Genomic DNA, 17,505 nt, shown 5'->3' with positions numbered 1-17,505 from the left:
TATGAGTAAAAAAATTATTATGGATTGTGATCCAGGACATGATGACGCGATTGCGTTAATATTAGCAGGAGCTAAAAATAGTACGTTAGATATATTAGCTGTAACAACAGTGGCTGGTAACCAATCAGTTGAAAAAAATACCAAAAATGCTTTGAATGTATTGGAAGTAATGGGAAGAGGAGATATTAGTGTATCTGTCGGTGCTACAAGACCATTGATTAAACCAGCTTCATTTGCATCAGAAATACATGGTAATAGTGGATTAGACGGTCCGAAATTACCAGAAGTACCTTCGTTAAAACCAACGCAAAGTCACGCCGCTGATGTAATAATTGAAACACTAAAACATAGTGAGGCACCTGTAACACTAGTGGCTACAGGCCCCTTGACGAATATTGCAACAGCTTTAATTAAAGAGCCGAGTATTACACAATATATAGATTCTATAACGATTATGGGTGGGGGGACTTTCGGAAATTGGACACCTACTGCGGAATTTAATATTTGGGTTGATGCTGAAGCGGCAAAACGTGTATTTGATTGTGGCGTTCCTATCAACGTGTTTGGCTTAGATGTAACACATCAAGTACTGGCAAACGACGCCATTATCAACAGATTTAAAGCAATAGATAATCAAATTGCAAAATTTGTGGTAGAACTTTTAGAATTCTTTAAATCTACATACAAAACACACTTTAATATGGATGGTGGCCCTATACATGATGCATGTACAATTTTGTATTTGTTGGAGCCCGATTTATTTACAATGCAACAAACACATATTGATATCGAACATCAAAGTGCGCTTACCTATGGAACGATGGCTGTTGATTTAAATAACATTACAAATAATGAAAAAAATGCTTATTTTGCGACTGCTGTAGATGTTGAACGCGTATGGATATTAATGGAGGACATACTTAAAAGTTATAGTGATGACCAATAACTTAACTTTTAAGTATAGATATAAATACTAAAGACTTAAATGGGGATTGTATGTACAGCATTTGGTCGCGGTACAATACCATGTGAAATAATAATTACGTAGCTTTGAGTTATATGTGGAAGTGGAAATAAGAAATTGCACTTCCCTGCCTAATTTATTATGTCAAACTAAAGTATGAGGTGCTTTTTAAGCGGATTATTAGTTTTTTGGAACTATAAAAAGTATACTTATGAACTAATAATAACTATATTAAAAGGTGATTCATTTAGTGAAAAATACGTTGAAAACAATTGTGCTATTAATCCTTATAATCGTTCCATTTATTTTCTTGATGACGAATATGGATTATATACAAAAAAGTATAAATGAAAATTTTTCAGAAATCAGAAATCAAAATAATACAAATGAGCAATCGACATCTTATACAGATTTTTTTGATCGGAGCAGAGAAACCGAAAATTTTGGTAAATATGAGTTTAGCGGTTTTGATGGGAAACATTATGGGATAGATTATGATTTGCCTGAAGATACACCGGTTAAAGCCGCAACAGATGGCAAGGTTACTCGCACATTTGAGAATGACTTAGGTGGCAAAGTAGTGCAAATAGCTGAAACGAACGGACAGTATCACCAATGGTATATGCATTTAAATCAATTTAAAGTTAAAGTAGGAGACAATGTACAAGCGGGAGATGTAATTGCACTTTCTGGTAATACGGGAGAACAAACGACCGGGTCTCACCTTCATTTTCAGAGAATGAATGGTGGTATCGGTAATGACTATGCAGAAGATCCTAAAGATTTTGTTGAAAAATTACCAGATGGTGAGAAAAGCCTATATGAACTAAAATAACTAGAGTGTATGTGATAACAACATTATAAAAAACTACCGTTGATCCTAAAGTGCTAATAGGATGAGCGGTAGTTTTACGTTTGTTTATGTTAATTATAGTTGTTTACTGTAATAACGCTTGAAGTACAACAGCTTGATTATGTTTTTTATCTTTAGCAGCAAATAATAAAATGATATCTTTATCAGTCTCAGAAACTTTATTCTGCAATGATTCAAATGCTTGTTTTTGGTTAATATTTTCGCGAAGTTCTTTCTCGTACTTTTCTTTAAAAGCAGCATATAACTTGGGATCATGGTTAAACCATTTTCTTAATTCAGAAGTTGGGGCTACTTCTTTTATCCAATGATCTAAATACGCATCGTCTTTAGCTATACCTCTTGGCCATACGCGATCTACGAGTATTCTTAAACCTTCTTGCTGTTTGTCTTCATAAATTCTTTGAATGTATATCGCCATGTAAAAAATCTCCTCCAATGTTTACTTAATTAGTTTTATCTTTACCTTTAAAGATGGAATAAAAACATTGATAAATCAGTATGTACTTGTTATATAAAAGGGTATATTAATAAAAATGACGATAGGAGTGAGCGTAATGGCTAAATTTGATCATATTCAACCACCTGGTCAGTTTAAATATCGTAATGGCCAAGTTTTGATAAAGAATTATTATGAATTCACTTGTGATAATCGAATTTATTTTACAAATACTGTGCATAAAGACTTAGAAGATCAACGATATCAATTTAATATTGAAATTTTATCAGATATAGATGAATATGGATTGGCATTAGATTTCAATGAAGTAGATAAATTATATCAACAAGCAATTGAACCGTATTTAGATGGTCAGTTGGTAAATGACACACTACCTGAAATGAATACAACTGCTGAAAATATTGCTATATGGATATGGGAACAATTTGAAAAAAGATTGCCTAAGGAGAGCCAGTTACAAAAATTGGAATTTTTTGAAACGGCATCTCAAGGGCTTGTACTAACAGCAAATTTAATGAAACAGTAAAATTGAAAATTTGTGTTATTAACGTTTCCTTGAACTGATAACATTAGAATAAATATAGCGTTATGCTAAAACAATCTTGTAGATTATGAAAACGTGTTAATTATATATTGAAGTAGGTAGCCGAAATCAGATTTAATATTGAGATTTCGGCTATCTACTTTTTTATGTTGTAATATTTTGATTGTGGCTGCGCAATTTTAGGTGTTAATTTGATAAAAAAATATTTAAGAAAAATACAGGAACAATATTCTGAAAATTAAGAAAATGTGATATATTAGTATTTATTTCAGCTTAGGGGGAACTTCTATGATTAAAGTAAGTCCAAAACAATTTTTATATAATGTACTATCTGGTGTAGCGATTGCCATAGTAGCAGGGTTAATACCTAATGCTATTTTAGGAGAACTATTCAAACTTTTCGCTCCCAAGTACCAGATTTTTCAAACATTATTACAAGTAGTAGAAAGTATTCAATTTACTGTACCATTATTAGTTGGTGCACTTATAGCAATGAGATTCAGTTTATCGCCTTTAGCAACGGCCGTTGTGGCGAGTTCTGCTTTTGTAGGGAGCGGCGCAGCGCAATTTAAAGATGGTGCTTGGATGCTTGTAGGTGTTGGAGATCTTATTAACACAATGATCACTGCAGCAATTGCTGTGTTTTTAATATTAGTCGTTGGAGAAAGATTTGGTAGTTTAACGTTAATTATTCTGCCAACCATTGTCGGTGTGATAGCCAGCTTTATTGGCGTACTTATATTACCATATGTCCAAATGATTACAACTGGTATTGGTAATTTAGTTAATACATTTACAGAATTGCAACCAGTATTGATGTCTATGCTTATTGCATTAGTATTTAGTTTTATAATTATTTCACCTATATCAACTGTAGCAACTGCTTTAGCTATAGGTATTAGCGGTTTAGCGGCTGGTTCTGCTTCACTTGGAATTGTGGCATGTGAAGGTGCATTAGTTGCAGGCACGTTAAAAGTAAATAGAGCAGGTGTACCTCTGACAATCTTTTTAGGGGGTGTGAAAATGATGATACCTAATATGGTAAGACATCCTATTATTTTACTACCAATTTTCTCAAATGCACTAATCACTGGTTTTGTTGGTGCACTCATAGGAATTGGTGGAACAAAAGAATCAGCAGGTTTTGGAATTATTGGGCTTGTTGGGCCAATAAGTGCGTTTAGATTTATGGAACATTCAATATTACTAAACTTAATATATGTATTTATTGCGTTTTTTGTAGTTCCATTTGTAATGGGGTATTTGATCAATACATTTTATATGAAAACATTGAAATTATATGATAGAGAAATTTTCAAATTCTTAGCGTAAAATGATATATAATGTTTAAAATGTATAGTTGTTTTTGTAATATAATGTAATGTTTTGAATGTTGAATAAAATAATAAAGTATATTAAAAGGCCACAAAACAGTGGTCTTTTTTGATTTTAGACAAAAAAAATTGCAAGTTTTACTCCAAAATATAATTTTTTTGTTCATTTATTATTTTACAGTTGTGTAACAAAAAGATTTGCTGTAATAATTCAGACTATGTGAGCGTGTTCGATGATAAACGTATAAAGATTAATATAACAGTACTATGCACAATATATTTTGAAAACAATGAAAGAATTATGCATTACAAAACAAAACAGTAGTATTTCAATGTTACAAAGTATCTTTTCTTTTGTAACGTTTTGTTATGTAAGTGTAATATAAATAGGCGAAATATGTGTTATATTATTTGTGGCGAAAAAATAAAACATAAAAATTAATCGATTTCAGCACATACGATAAATAATTTAACGAAAATATAATTTTACTTAAAAAGATTTTAATTGGAGGATTTTTTAATTATGAAGAAAACAGTTTTAGCATCATCATTAGCAGTAGCATTAGGTGTAACAGGATATGCAACAACAGCAGACCACAATCAAGCTCACGCTTCAGAAGAAAATATCGACAAAGCGCATTTAGCTGATTTAGCTCAAAACAATCCTGAAAAATTAAACCAAAAACCATTACACGCTGGCGCGTATAACTATAACTTCGTTTTAGGTGGAAATGAATATACATTCACTTCAAATGGTCAATCTTGGTCATGGAATTACACAGCTACAGGTGCTCAAAGTGCAACTTCTAACACAGTACAAGATGTAACTACTCAAGCAACTACAAATACTAACGAAACTTCAGCTAGTGAAGTAAGTGCTCAAAAACAATCAAGCAATACACCAGTAGCAGCAGTTGAAGCGCCTAAAGCTTCTTCAAACACAAGTGTTCAAACTGCTCAAACAAGTACTGCAACTAAAACTTACAAAGCTGCTCAAACATCAGCTGCATCAACTGGTGGATCAGTTAAAGCTCAATTCATAGCTGCAGGTGGGACAGAAGCTATGTGGAATTCAATTGTAATGCCTGAATCAAGTGGTAACCCAAATGCTGTTAACCCAGCTGGTTACAGAGGTTTAGGTCAAACTAAAGAATCATGGGGAACTGGTTCAGTAGCTAGTCAAACTAAAGGTATGATTAATTACGGTGAAAGCCGTTACGGTTCAATGGAAGCAGCTATGGCTTTCCGTGCTTCTAATGGATGGTGGTAGGATCTAAATAACTAAATAGAAATATTTAGTTATCTTAGATTGAACAACCCGGGACGTTTATGTTCCGGGTTTTATTATTTTATTTGATGTTTTAATGTGAGTGACATCGAGATCTTATTATTCTATGAGATTTTGATGTCACATTTTTGTTTCGAGAGTAGATTGACAAGCGTGAATATTCTGATAAAATTAATAGTAATTTAAAATAAACTTATCCAGAGAAGCTGAGGGATTTGGCCTTATGAAGCTTCAGCAACAGACTTTGATATAAAAGTACTGTGCTACTTCCAACAAGCATGAATGCTTGAAAGATAGGTGACATGTGTAACTATATGCCACACAGGTCGGCATATAGTTTTTTTAATAGGAGGACTTTTATGGCAATTTCAGATAGATTGGCACAAATACCAGATAGTTATTTTGCAAAAACAATGGGACAGAAAGTAGAACATGGTCCTTTACCTTTAATTAATATGGCTGTAGGTATTCCTGATGGTGAAACGCCCAAAGGAATTATTGACTGTTTTGCTGATGCGCTGCGTCAGCCTGATAATCAAAAGTATGTTGCTTTCCATGGTAAAGACTCATTTAAGCAAGCAATAGTAGATTTTTATCAGAGACAATTTCAAGTTGCATTAGATAAAGAAGATGAAGTATGTATTTTATATGGCACTAAAAATGGTCTTGTTGGTTTACCTGCATGTATCGTTAATCCAGGAGAAAATGTGTTACTACCAGATCCAGGATATACGGATTATAAAGCGGGGGTGTTACTTGCTGATGCACAACCACAACCGCTCGTTTTAGAGCCGCCTTATTATTTGCCTCAGTGGGACAAAATAAGCAAAAAAACATTACTCAATACACGTTTAGTTTATTTGACTTATCCAAATAACCCGACAGGTTCAGTTGCTACAAAATCAATATTTGAGGAAGCGGTTGAGCGTTTTAAAGGAACAAAAACAAAGATTGTTCATGATTTTGCATATAGTGCCTTTGGCTTTGATGCTAAAAATCCTAGTATATTGCAAGCAGAAGGAGCAAAAGACTTAGCAATAGAAATATTTTCATTATCAAAAGGCTATAATATGTCAGGATTTCGAGTTGGCTTTGCTGTTGGAAACAAAGACATCATACAAGCATTAAAGAAATATCAATCACATACGCACGCAGGTATGTTTGGTGCATTGCAAGACGCAGCAACATACGCTTTGAATAACTATGATGATTTTCTAGACGAACAAAATTTAACATTTAAACGTCGTAGAGATGAGTTTGAAGCTAAATTACAACAAGCAAATATACCTTTTGAGCCAATGAAAGGTGGTATTTTCTTATGGTTACGGACACCTAAAAACTTTGATGGAGAAAGTTTTGTTGATTATTTATTACAAGAACAATCAATTCTTGTTGCGCCAGGTATACCATTTGGAGAACATGGCAAACATTATGTACGTATTTCTTTAGCTTTAGATGATGCATCGTTACTAGAAGCTGCAGAAAGGATACAATCGCTTAAGCACCTTTATGAATAGAATCAATATGATCGGAGTGATTAACTTATGACAAGTATTAAAATTTTTGGAGTAAGAGAAGAAGATATACCTTATATTAAAGCATGGTCAACAAAGCATAATGTGACTGTCGATTTAGATGAAGCATTACTTTCGTCAGAAACCGTCGATCGTACAAAAGGTTTTGATGGTGTTTCGATATCACAGCAAATTCCTTTTGGTGAAGATGTATACCGCAAGTTACATGAATTTGGAATTAAGCAAATTGCGCAACGAAGTGCTGGTTTTGACATATATGATTTTGATTTAGCTCAAAAATATGATTTGATTATTTCTAATGTGCCATCTTATTCACCGCATTCTATTGCTGAATATACGGTGTCACAAGCACTTAATTTGGTCAGAAACTATAATGATATTCAACAAAAAACAGCTTCATATGATTTTAGATGGCAACCAGCTATCTTATCACGCTCTATTAAAGACTTGAAAGTTGCTGTTATAGGGACTGGTCGTATCGGTTCAATTGTTGCTAAGATATTTGCACAAGGCTTTGGAGCTGAAGTTATTGCTTATGATATTGCCCCTAATGAAAGCTATAAGTCATTTTTAACGTATGCTAATAGCATAAATGAAGCTGTGCAAGAAGCGGATATTGTTACAGTTCATATCCCTGCAAGTAAGGATAGTGATTATTTATTTGATGATGCACTGTTTAATGAATTTAAACCAGGATCAGTATTTATCAATTGTGCAAGAGGTGCCATTGTAAAAACGAGTGCGCTAATACACGCACTGGATAATGGTGTTTTAAAAGGAGCAGCACTTGATACATATGAAGGGGAAAAGGGATTGTTTCCAAGTGATCAACGACATTCTGAATTAAAGGATGAAGTATTAAAGCAATTAATCGAACGACAAGATGTTATTGTTTCACCTCATATTGCTTTTTATACAGATGCTGCCGTTGAAAACCTCATTGTCGATGCTTTAGATGCGACAATTGATGTTATTGAGACTGGTGACACTAAACTACGTGTGAATTAATAAAGAAGCAATGATGTATATTTAAAATGTAAAATATTAAATAAAAAAGGGGCAGGACAGAAACCTAATTTTTTCAAAAAGAATTTCATTGTCCTACCCCTGGCAGTGATGACAAGAGTTGAAAAAGCTTTTAGACAAGCTTTTTCAATCGAGTCAGCAACTGCTATCACACTGAGTGGAAACCGAGACATTATATATGTGCTAGCCATTTTATTTTGAGAATATGGCTAATAAATCTTATTCAGTCGTGTTATCGATGATACTTATATTTGACGTGTTTTTAATATATTATTTTACGTCATAACCTTGATCTTCTATTGCTTCGTGCATGTTTGGTGTTGTGACTTTGTTATCATCAAAATCAACTTTAACATTACCTTCTTCAAGATTAACATTAGCTGTTGATACACCATCTAAATTTGTTAATGCACTTTCTACTGCATGTTTGCAGTGCTCACAACTCATACCTTCTACTTTAATTGTTTCAGTTGCCATATTAATCACCTCCTTAAAAATAATAATATTCATATGAATCATCTCAAATTTTAATTATAATTTCATGCGTTTTAATCTAAGTGCATTAGTGACAACACTTACAGAACTTAAAGCCATTGCAGCACCAGCAATCCATGGTGCAAGTAACCCTAGTGCAGCAATAGGAATGCCAGCAACGTTGTAACCAAATGCCCAAAATAAGTTTTGACGTATATTACGGATAGTCGATTTACTAGCTGTGATTGCTTTAGGTACGAGTAACAAATCGCCACCAAGAATGGTAATATCAGAAGCTTCTATGGCAACTTCTGTACCTGTACCAATAGCAATACCAATATCTGCTTGGACTAAGGCTGGTGCGTCATTTACGCCATCCCCAACCATGGCTACGGTTTTATTATTAGCTTGTAATGATTTTATTTTAGCCGCTTTTTCTTCTGGTAACACTTGTGCAATGACTGAATCTATACCAACTTGTGAAGCAATGGCTTCCGCTGTACGTTGGTTGTCTCCAGTCAACATGACAACTTCGATATTTAAATCATGTAACTGTTGGATTGCTTTATTAGTAGAATCTTTAACAGTATCGGCTACTGCGATTGTACCACGTAATTTTTGATCAATCGCTATTAACATAGCTGTTTTACCTGATTGTTCAAATTGAGACAATTGTAGCTCAGAACTATTAAGGGATACTTGATGATCTGCTAAGAATTTACGGTTACCCACTAATAAAGATTTTCCATCAATCATAGCTTTGATGCCGCGTCCAGGTACCGCTTCGAAGTCATCAACTTCTAATAAATGAACTTGTTCTGTTTTTGCATAATTTACGATAGCTTCTGCGAGTGGGTGTTCAGAAGCTTTTTCAGCGCTAGCTAATAATTGTAATGCTTCATTATCGCCATCAAAATCTGTGACTACAGGTGTTCCGTGTGTGATTGTTCCCGTTTTGTCTAAGACTACGGTATCGATTTGATGCGCACGTTCAATATGTTCGCCACCTTTAAATAAAATACCGTTTTCGGCAGCTTTTCCAGTGCCTACCATAATAGAAGTAGGAGTGGCTAACCCAAGTGCACAAGGACAAGCAATAACCATTACGGCAATTGCTGCTACTAAGGCAGGTTCAAATTGACCTTGGCGTACTAAAGTAAGCCATATAATAAATGTTAGAATCGCGATACCAACTACAATAGGCACAAAATAACCAGATATAATATCAGCAAGTCTCTGGATAGGTGCTTTAGAACCTTGAGCTTCTTCAACCACTTTAATAATAGATGAGAGCGCAGTGTCTTTACCTACTTTTGTTGCTTCAATTGTGAGCATACCATTTTGATTCATTGTTGAACCAATAACATAATCGTTTTGTGCTTTTTCAACAGGTATAGATTCACCGGTTAACATAGATTCATCTACAGAAGTTTTTCCTTTGAGAATTGTACCATCTACAGGTATTTTCTCTCCAGGTTTAATAATTAAATAATCACCTTCTACGACTTCACTCAAAGGTATCATATGTTCCTCATTGTTACGTAGTACACGTGCTTCTTTAGCTTGCAAGTTGAGTAATTCGCTTAAGGCATTTGTTGTTTGTGATTTTGCACGTGCTTCCAAATATTTACCAAATAAAATCAGTGTAATGAGTACAGCACTGGTTTCGAAATATAAATGAGGTGTAATATTTGTATCATTTAGCCATTTAATCATCTCATATAAGCTATAAAAATAGGCTGCGCTCGTTCCTAACGCTACTAGTACATCCATATTTGCTGAACCATTGCGAAGATTTTTATATGCTCCAACATAAAATTGCCAACCAATGATGAATTGTATCGGAGTTGCTAAGATAAACTGAAACCATGGATTCATTAAAATAGGTGGCAAATGCATATTAAAGAGATGTACAAACATAGTTAATAGTAATGGTAAAGCCAATATAGTCGAAACAATTAGTTTGGTAAGTTTACGTTTTAACTCTATGGCTTTGTGTGATTGTTTCTCATCAGCCTCTTTTTTGGGTTGTGCATCATAACCTAATTTTTGAATTTTTTGGATTAAAGTATCAACTGAAGTTGCATTAGGGTTATAGACAATCGTAGCATTTTCAGTTGTAAGGTTAACGTTAGCTTCTTCTACACCATCAGTACGGTTCAATACCTTTTCAATACGGTTAGAACATGCTGCACATGTCATGCCTGTAACGTCTAAGTCAATTTTTTCATTTAATACGCCATATCCTGTTTTTTCTATTGTATTGTAAAGATCAGTAGTAGAAGTTGAGCTAGGATTATAACTTATTGTCGCTTTTTCAGTTGTTACGTTAACATTTGCTTCAACTTCATCCATTTTATTTAAATTTTTCTCTATGCGGTTGGCGCAAGCTGCGCATGTCATGCCTGTGATATTGAAAGTAGTTTTTTTCTGTTCACCCATTAAAGTAGCCTCCTTTCAGTTTGTAAATAAATAGCTATAACATTAGAACCTTTCACACCATAAATATACCCCTAGTAGGTATAGTTGTCAATGTTATTGTTTTAAAAAGAGGGACTAGGGATACAAAATCAAAATTTGCAAATTGACTTTGTATTCCCAGTCCCTCAAAGTATTCCGATAATAATTTATTGATGGTGGTATTTTAGATTTATACATTATGTTTGTAAGGTCGAATCCATGATAAACATATTAAATATAAGGATACTGCATTTTATTTAGACTATAGCCTTAGTTTTGTTGAAATTTAATAAATAAGACAGCAAAATTGATTCATTATTTGTTAAACTGTGCGAGCTCATGTGATTTTATAATAGATGCTGCTGGTTTATTTTACTTAATTCGTTAACAATTTTACGACTATCTTTATTTAGATGTTGGACATAAATTTTGTTGTTCTTTTTATGATAATTTTCAATTAGTGTGTCTATAGCATTAACTGCCGAATCATCCCATAAATGTGCTTCTTTAAAGTTTAAATAGATGGTTTTATCTGTCTTACTCCTTATTTAAAAATGAACTAGACTATTATATCATATGGAGAAAGCTATTAATCTAAGCTATAAAAGTATTTATAATACGAAAACCTAAAAACTAAAACATAAATAAGTCATGATTTTCAAAAGGTGTGACAAGTTTGTCATTTTATAGGATGAGGTTGTTAGATGAAACGAACGAAAATAGACTGCGTCTTAGTTAAACTAAAGGTATAAATTATTTAAGGAGTGAAGGGCATGTCTATACTAAAAGTAGAAGGGCTTACTAAAAGCTATGGCAACAGACATAGACAACAAGAAGTGCTTAAAGGCCTTGATTTTTCTATAGAAAAAGGCGAGTTTGTTACGATAATGGGACCATCAGGATCAGGTAAAACAACATTGCTAAACGTCTTAAGTTCTATTGATTATATTACGAGTGGTACGGTCGAAATCAATGGTAATAAAATAAATAAAATGAGTAATAAAGCATTAGCTGATTTCAGAAAAAAAGAAGTGGGCTTTATTTTTCAAAATTATAGTGTGTTAAATACACTTACAGTTAAAGAAAATATTATGTTACCACTTTCCATTCAAAAAATGTCTAAAACAGAGAAAGAACAAAATTACAGTGAAGTCACTAAGGCTTTAGGAATTCAAGATTTAGGCCAGAAATACCCTAATGAAATATCTGGTGGACAACAACAACGTACTGCAGCAGCGCGTGCTTCCGTTCATAAACCAGCTATTATATTTGCAGATGAACCAACAGGGGCATTAGATTCTAAAAGTGCACAAGATTTGTTGAATCGCTTAGAAGACTTAAATAAAAATTTAGAAGCAACAATCGTTATGGTTACACATGATCCTGTTGCAGCAAGTTATTCAAATAGAGTCATCATGTTAAAAGATGGTAACATTCACTCTGAAGTGTACCAAGGTGATGATTCAAATCAAGCCTTTTATAAAAATATTATCCATATGCAGACGGCATTAGGCGGTGTCGCACATGAGTTTTAATCAAATTGTACTTAAGAATTTAAAACAGAACTTACGTCACTATGCGATGTATATTTTTTCATTAATTGTAAGTATCGTATTATATTTTAGTTTTATAACTTTAAAATATACAGACAGTATTAATAATGAAAATTCAATGGCAATTATAAGAAAGGGCTCAGACGTTGGGTCATATTTCTTATTTTTTATCATCATTGTATTTCTAATGTATGCAAATCAATTGTTTATAAAGAGACGTACACGTGAATTTGCTTTATTCCAATTGATTGGTCTAACTAAGTCTAATATATTACGTATGCTTATAATTGAACAGATTGCTATGTTTTTAGTAACTGGTATCATTGGTGTCATAGTAGGCGTGTTTGGGTCTAAGTTATTACTCATGGTTGTGTTAAAAGTTTTGCATATTAGTACAAGTGTAGCTTTAACTTTCCAATTTGCTGCAGTATTTCAAACTGGTTTACTAATATTCATATCCATGGTGCTAATTATTATACAAAGTTATATTTTCTTGCATAGACGTAGTATTTTATCAATGATGAATGATAGTACAAAATCAGAAGTCTCTAAGAATACTATCTCAATAGTCGAGATTTGTTCAGGTATCTTAGGTATTGTGATGATTGTATTTGGCTATTATATGTCTACAGAAATGTTTGGAAAATTCTCAAATGGCATGATGTTTACACCTTTTATTATATTGTTTTTAACAGTAGTGGGTGCTTATTTATTCTTTAGAAGTTCCGTATCTGTTATTTTTAAAATGATAAAAAATGCGAAACATGGCAAAGTATCGATCACTGATGTTGTCTTTACATCTTCAATCATGCATAGAATGAAGAAAAACGCTTTGTCGTTAACAATAATTGCAACTATATCTGCAGTAACGGTGACGGTTCTTTGTTTTGGTGCAATAAGTAAATCAACTATTGAGGATAATGTTGCCATGACATCACCTCAAGATTTTAATTTTATTGATAATAAACAAGCCGATTCATTTGAAAGTAAAATGAAAGAAGCGCATATTGATTTTGATAAAAAGTATAAAGAAGTTTCTGAAGTGAAAATGTCGAAAGATACATTTTTTAAAGAGACTGGAAATCCAAATATGTATAAACGTGATTCAATGTTAATTACGAGTAACAAAAGTTTCAATGATAATCAAGTGACTGGTAACCGTGCGAAAGTAGTCAATATGATAGCTTCTGGAGGAATTGTTCAACACAATGAAAAAGGTGAGATTGTGTTAGAAAATCATTCCCAACAAACGTTTAAAGTTATTGGATCAGAAAAAGATGTTAACTTTATGAGTGAAATAAGTTTTGGGGGTCCAGTGTTATTAGTGAGTGATGATAAATATAATTATTTAAAACAAAATTCTACAGAAACACGTCAACAATTTGGTTATAATTTGAAAAAACAAAGTGATTGGAAAGAAGCAAACCAAATTGCTAAATCAGTGTCTCCAAATACGGAATCGCAAAAAATGATACGTCAATCGATGGATGATTCTGTAGGTATTTTATTATTTGTTACATCATTTTTAGGATTAGCCTTTTTAGTCGCAGCAGGTTGTATCATCTATATTAAACAGATGGATGAAACAGAAGATGAAATTCCTAATTTTGTTATTTTACGAAAAATTGGCTATACTCATCACGATATGTTAAAAGGTCTAGCTTTAAAAGTGACATTTAACTTTGGCTTACCTCTTGTTGTATCCTTGTTGCATGCTTATTTTGCAGCAAAAGCATTTATATTACTTATGGGTGGTAATAGTATGTTACCAGTTTATATTGTTATGGGTACTTATTCTGTTGTGTATTGTATATTTGCCATTATGGCATTTGTACATTCAAGTAGAATTGTAAAACATTCAATTTAAAGGGATAGTCATAGGAGAAATTAAAAATAAGATAGAAAATTACCAGTTATAGATAAAAGTGAATTTGTCTATGTTAGTTAAATCGAGAAAAAGTATTATTTAGTACAAAGTATATATAAGTGATGAGCAAAGGGGTTTGCTTAATTCATTGAACGTTGTTTCTATCATATAAGCCTTTGAGGAATTTGTTTATTTCTCAGAGGCTTTTTTTGTGGTGTTATTAAGTTGTTTGCTATTGAATGTTGATCGAACATGTTTGATTACTATTTAAAGTGGTATTTGGCAGTAAAAGGATAAAATGGAGGTATGTAGCATATGAATTTAACTGAATTCCATAAGGAAATTAAAGGATATACACAAGATAGACAGCCAGGCATACAAAAAGATATGAATCCACAACCACTTACTGAAATGGAAGATTACAAAAGTGGTGGTAAACTCCAAGGTAAAATTGCATTAGTTACTGGGGGCGATTCAGGGATTGGCCGGTCTGTTGCGGTATTGTATGCCAAAGAAGGCGCAGATGTGGCGATAGGTTATTACGATGAGCACGAAGATGCTGAAGCGGTAGTAGAGCAATTAACTTCATTAGGTGTTAATGCAAAAGCATATGCGCATGACTTAAAAAGTGTCGACGCGTCAAAAAATTTAATTGAAAAAGTCGTTAAAGATTTTGGAGGATTAAATATATTAGTAAATAATGGAGGGGTACAATTCCCTCAGGATAACTTTAAAGATGTTTCGCCAGAACAGATTAAAGAAACGTTTGAAACAAATATATTTGGCATGATGTTTTTATCGCAAGCTGCAGCACCACATTTGACAGATGGAGATGCAATTATCAATACTACTAGTGTAACTGCTTATAGAGGGTCAGCCCATCTGATTGATTATTCTGCTACAAAAGGTGCAATCGTTGCCTTTACACGTTCATTAGCGTCATCTTTAATTGATCAAGGAGTTCGAGTAAATGCTGTTGCACCAGGACCTATTTATACACCACTAATTCCAGCTACTTTTTCGGAAGATAAAGTTGAGAATCAAGGTGGAGATACACCAATGGGAAGAAGAGGACAACCAGCAGAACTTGCGCCTTCATACGTTTTCTTAGCATCATATGCAGACAGTTCTTACATTACTGGTCAAGTTATACATGTGAATGGCGGAGATTATATAACATCATAATATAAAATTAAAAAGTAACGAGACAGCCAAAAGGCTGTCTCGTTACTTTTATGTTTGAAGGTTGTCTTGGAAATTTTAGTATAAACAATTTATGTCAGTTGTAGGTTAATTTATCTAGAAGAAAGTGTATAAACGTTAGAAGAAATCTGAGGGTTTCAGATCATTGAAATCTAAATTTTTTAAGCCGTCGAAATTAAGGTTTTCAATCGTTTGTACAATTTCACCACTTTTAACTTGGTTATAGTAGTTTGTCGCTTCTGAAACAACATCGTATTCCTCGAATGTTTTCACTATACCGAGTATTAAGACAATTGCTATCGCTCCTTTAAATAAGAATTTCATAATTATTGACTCCTTCTATAAGTTTATAACATTATTTTACAGTGTTTTTTCTAGTAAAACATGCGTCCATAGTATAGAAAGTGTATCATACCTAAGTTGTATGTTGTATATTAAATGATTGTGTTTAATTAATTTTTTATAATCCGAATGCGATAGGTAACCAGAAATAAGCAAAGAGTGAAATTACAATGATAGCGAAAATATTTAAAATAAAACCAGCTTGTACCATGTCTTTCATCTCTATTTCATCAGAGCTAAATACAGCTGCATTAGGTGGTGTTGAAATCGGCAGCATAAATGCACATGTAGATGAAATTGCAACGATACCCATAATAATAAACGGATCTTGGCTAATCGCTCCTGCAAAGCCAATACTAATTGGCATCAACATATTAGAAACAGCTGTGTTTGACATAACCTCTGTTAAAAATAGAATCGCTGTTGTTAATACAAGTACGATTAATATTAATGGTAAAGGTTTTACAATTCCCATCATGCTACCAAACCATTTTGTAAGTCCTGAATCTTCAAAGGCTGCAGCTAAAGATAACCCCCCTCCGAATAAGAGTAGTATACCCCAAGGGAGTTTGGTCATATCGTCCCATATAAGTAGTCCCCCTTTTTTAGATTTTGCGGGAATGAGAAACAGTAATACTGCGCCAAACATGGCAATATTAGTATCTGTTATATGTAATGAACCTGGGAGTAATCCGCCAAATATCCATAAAAGACTGACAAATAGAAAAACAATTCCCGTGAGTTTCTCTTCCTTGGACATAGGTCCTAAATCATGTAATGCTTTCTTCGCAAAATCTGATGATATATGATCCGCATCTTCAATTTTAAATAACCATTTTGTTAGTAAGAAATAAAGAATTGCTAATAATATAACAGTAAGTGGTACGGCAAAAATCATCCACTGAGCAAAGGAAACTTTTCTATCAAGGCTAGAAGACGCAATTGCCGCAAAAACAGCATTTGGTACTGAACCGATAAGTGTTGCTAGCCCACCTATAGATGCCGAATAGGCTACAGTTAGGAGGAGTGCTTTACTAAATTTACTAGCAGACTCAGGCTTAAGAAACTGTGCATCTTTAATTTCTTTGATGAGTGCTAAAGCAATAGGTAACATCATGAGTGCCGTAGCTGCATTTGAAATCCACATAGAGATAAAGGCAGTCGCAATCATAGTACCTAGAATGATACGGTTACTACTTGTTCCCACCATTGAAATAATGGTCATTGCAATACGCTTGTGTAAGTTCCATTTTTCAATGGCTAAAGCAATAATAAATCCACCCATATACATAAATACGATAGGATCAGCATAAGCGCTTGATGCGATAACTTCATCAGTGCCTCCTGTTAATGGAAGTAAAATGAGTGGAATTAAGGATGTTGCTGGTATAGGAATAGCTTCAGTAATCCACCATGTTGCCACAAATAGTGTTACTGCAAGTACAGCTCTAGGTGAATCATCTAATCCTGTGATTCCAGGAATAAAGTAAAAAATAAGAAAAAGCAAAGGTCCCAAAATTAAACCGATTTTTTGTTTCATAATTATTTCCCCCTTGTTTATGGCACTATAACTGTAAGAATATC

The 17,505-nt window shown here is 33.4% G+C and carries 15 protein-coding genes, 1 pseudogene and 1 riboswitch; of the genes and pseudogenes, 10 read left to right on the top strand and 6 right to left on the bottom strand.

Annotated elements, in window-relative coordinates; translation table 11 throughout:
• The first annotated feature begins 1 nt into the window (after position 1).
• Positions 2–946 carry a nucleoside hydrolase gene (locus tag D9V42_RS02160; RefSeq protein WP_107529648.1) on the top strand — a complete coding sequence of 315 codons (945 nt, stop codon included), beginning with the start codon at positions 2–4 and terminating at the stop codon, positions 944–946.
• Positions 947–1,277: 331 nt separating this feature from the next.
• Positions 1,278–1,799, top strand: coding sequence for a M23 family metallopeptidase (locus D9V42_RS02155; protein WP_411847815.1), 522 nt, complete (start codon positions 1,278–1,280; stop codon positions 1,797–1,799).
• Positions 1,800–1,902: 103 nt separating this feature from the next.
• Here the strand turns inward: D9V42_RS02155 and D9V42_RS02150 are convergent, their stop codons facing one another.
• Entirely contained in the window at positions 1,903–2,256 is a 354-nt protein-coding gene (locus D9V42_RS02150) for a DUF488 domain-containing protein (RefSeq protein ID WP_122062838.1), read from the bottom strand.
• A gap of 136 nt (positions 2,257–2,392) precedes the next feature.
• Between D9V42_RS02150 and D9V42_RS02145 the strand changes: the two genes are divergently transcribed.
• From D9V42_RS02145 to D9V42_RS02125, 5 genes are all read left to right on the top strand, one after another.
• On the top strand, positions 2,393–2,821 hold the full coding sequence (locus D9V42_RS02145; protein WP_122062836.1) for a 6-pyruvoyl trahydropterin synthase family protein: 429 nt from the start codon (positions 2,393–2,395) through the stop codon (positions 2,819–2,821).
• Positions 2,822–3,127: 306 nt separating this feature from the next.
• The gene (locus tag D9V42_RS02140) at positions 3,128–4,171 is read left to right on the top strand and encodes a PTS sugar transporter subunit IIC (RefSeq protein WP_107554562.1); all 1,044 of its coding nucleotides are present in this window, start codon (positions 3,128–3,130) and stop codon (positions 4,169–4,171) included.
• Between the two features lie 525 nt (positions 4,172–4,696).
• Complete coding sequence (locus D9V42_RS02135; protein WP_107529653.1) at positions 4,697–5,443, top strand: aggregation-promoting factor C-terminal-like domain-containing protein; 747 nt, start codon at positions 4,697–4,699, stop codon at positions 5,441–5,443.
• Positions 5,444–5,651: 208 nt separating this feature from the next.
• A riboswitch (SAM riboswitch) is annotated at positions 5,652–5,761 on the top strand.
• Positions 5,762–5,820: 59 nt separating this feature from the next.
• The gene (locus D9V42_RS02130) at positions 5,821–6,978 is read left to right on the top strand and encodes an aminotransferase class I/II-fold pyridoxal phosphate-dependent enzyme (RefSeq protein WP_122062834.1); all 1,158 of its coding nucleotides are present in this window, start codon (positions 5,821–5,823) and stop codon (positions 6,976–6,978) included.
• Positions 6,979–7,005: 27 nt separating this feature from the next.
• Positions 7,006–8,004, top strand: coding sequence for a D-lactate dehydrogenase (locus tag D9V42_RS02125; RefSeq protein ID WP_107529655.1), 999 nt, complete (start codon positions 7,006–7,008; stop codon positions 8,002–8,004).
• Between the two features lie 288 nt (positions 8,005–8,292).
• On the opposite strand, the gene copZ is transcribed toward D9V42_RS02125, so the two are convergent.
• The 3 genes and pseudogenes from copZ to D9V42_RS15395 all read right to left on the bottom strand — a co-directional run.
• Positions 8,293–8,499 carry a copper chaperone CopZ gene (gene copZ / locus D9V42_RS02120; protein ID WP_107529656.1) on the bottom strand — a complete coding sequence of 69 codons (207 nt, stop codon included), beginning with the start codon at positions 8,497–8,499 and terminating at the stop codon, positions 8,293–8,295.
• Between the two features lie 54 nt (positions 8,500–8,553).
• Complete coding sequence (locus D9V42_RS02115; RefSeq protein ID WP_107529657.1) at positions 8,554–10,938, bottom strand: heavy metal translocating P-type ATPase; 2,385 nt, start codon at positions 10,936–10,938, stop codon at positions 8,554–8,556.
• A gap of 365 nt (positions 10,939–11,303) precedes the next feature.
• Positions 11,304–11,489 (bottom strand): annotated as a pseudogene (locus tag D9V42_RS15395) (SulP family inorganic anion transporter); the annotation flags it as partial.
• 240 nt (positions 11,490–11,729) lie between these two features.
• On the opposite strand from D9V42_RS15395, the gene D9V42_RS02105 reads away from it, so the two are divergent.
• From D9V42_RS02105 to D9V42_RS02095, 3 genes are all read left to right on the top strand, one after another.
• Positions 11,730–12,491 (top strand): ABC transporter ATP-binding protein, encoded by a 762-nt coding sequence (locus D9V42_RS02105; RefSeq protein WP_107529658.1) that lies wholly within the window; start codon positions 11,730–11,732, stop codon positions 12,489–12,491.
• Positions 12,481–14,376, top strand: a complete 1,896-nt coding sequence (locus D9V42_RS02100) for an FtsX-like permease family protein (RefSeq protein ID WP_122062832.1) — start codon at positions 12,481–12,483, stop codon at positions 14,374–14,376. Before D9V42_RS02105 ends, D9V42_RS02100 begins: the two co-directional genes overlap by 11 nt.
• Before the next feature lie 315 nt (positions 14,377–14,691).
• The gene (locus tag D9V42_RS02095) at positions 14,692–15,561 is read left to right on the top strand and encodes an SDR family oxidoreductase (protein ID WP_122062830.1); all 870 of its coding nucleotides are present in this window, start codon (positions 14,692–14,694) and stop codon (positions 15,559–15,561) included.
• A 135-nt stretch (positions 15,562–15,696) separates the two neighbouring features.
• On the opposite strand, the gene D9V42_RS02090 is transcribed toward D9V42_RS02095, so the two are convergent.
• Complete coding sequence (locus D9V42_RS02090; protein WP_122062828.1) at positions 15,697–15,903, bottom strand: hypothetical protein; 207 nt, start codon at positions 15,901–15,903, stop codon at positions 15,697–15,699.
• A 136-nt stretch (positions 15,904–16,039) separates the two neighbouring features.
• Positions 16,040–17,461, bottom strand: a complete 1,422-nt coding sequence (locus tag D9V42_RS02085) for an SLC13 family permease (RefSeq protein WP_122062827.1) — start codon at positions 17,459–17,461, stop codon at positions 16,040–16,042.
• Positions 17,462–17,505: the final 44 nt, after the last annotated feature.

This window comes from Staphylococcus pseudoxylosus, assembly GCF_003697915.1.
Classification (GTDB): Bacteria; Bacillota; Bacilli; order Staphylococcales; family Staphylococcaceae; genus Staphylococcus; species Staphylococcus pseudoxylosus.
This window is presented reverse-complemented; position numbering and strand designations above follow the sequence as displayed.

What these genes read in the sequence shown, in the direction of transcription:
- D9V42_RS02160 (WP_107529648.1), top strand. Translation starts at nt 2, where the DNA reads ATGAGTAAAAAAATTATTATGGATTGTGATCCAGGACATGATGACGCG.
- D9V42_RS02100 (WP_122062832.1), top strand. Translation starts at nt 12,481, where the DNA reads ATGAGTTTTAATCAAATTGTACTTAAGAATTTAAAACAGAACTTACGT.
- D9V42_RS02140 (WP_107554562.1), top strand. Translation starts at nt 3,128, where the DNA reads ATGATTAAAGTAAGTCCAAAACAATTTTTATATAATGTACTATCTGGT.
- D9V42_RS02105 (WP_107529658.1), top strand. Translation starts at nt 11,730, where the DNA reads ATGTCTATACTAAAAGTAGAAGGGCTTACTAAAAGCTATGGCAACAGA.
- D9V42_RS02125 (WP_107529655.1), top strand. Translation starts at nt 7,006, where the DNA reads ATGACAAGTATTAAAATTTTTGGAGTAAGAGAAGAAGATATACCTTAT.
- D9V42_RS02155 (WP_411847815.1), top strand. Translation starts at nt 1,278, where the DNA reads ATGACGAATATGGATTATATACAAAAAAGTATAAATGAAAATTTTTCA.
- D9V42_RS02150 (WP_122062838.1), bottom strand. Translation starts at nt 2,256, where the DNA reads ATGGCGATATACATTCAAAGAATTTATGAAGACAAACAGCAAGAAGGT.
- D9V42_RS02095 (WP_122062830.1), top strand. Translation starts at nt 14,692, where the DNA reads ATGAATTTAACTGAATTCCATAAGGAAATTAAAGGATATACACAAGAT.
- D9V42_RS02130 (WP_122062834.1), top strand. Translation starts at nt 5,821, where the DNA reads ATGGCAATTTCAGATAGATTGGCACAAATACCAGATAGTTATTTTGCA.
- D9V42_RS02090 (WP_122062828.1), bottom strand. Translation starts at nt 15,903, where the DNA reads ATGAAATTCTTATTTAAAGGAGCGATAGCAATTGTCTTAATACTCGGT.
- D9V42_RS02145 (WP_122062836.1), top strand. Translation starts at nt 2,393, where the DNA reads ATGGCTAAATTTGATCATATTCAACCACCTGGTCAGTTTAAATATCGT.
- D9V42_RS02135 (WP_107529653.1), top strand. Translation starts at nt 4,697, where the DNA reads ATGAAGAAAACAGTTTTAGCATCATCATTAGCAGTAGCATTAGGTGTA.
- copZ (WP_107529656.1), bottom strand. Translation starts at nt 8,499, where the DNA reads ATGGCAACTGAAACAATTAAAGTAGAAGGTATGAGTTGTGAGCACTGC.
- D9V42_RS02115 (WP_107529657.1), bottom strand. Translation starts at nt 10,938, where the DNA reads ATGGGTGAACAGAAAAAAACTACTTTCAATATCACAGGCATGACATGC.
- D9V42_RS02085 (WP_122062827.1), bottom strand. Translation starts at nt 17,461, where the DNA reads ATGAAACAAAAAATCGGTTTAATTTTGGGACCTTTGCTTTTTCTTATT.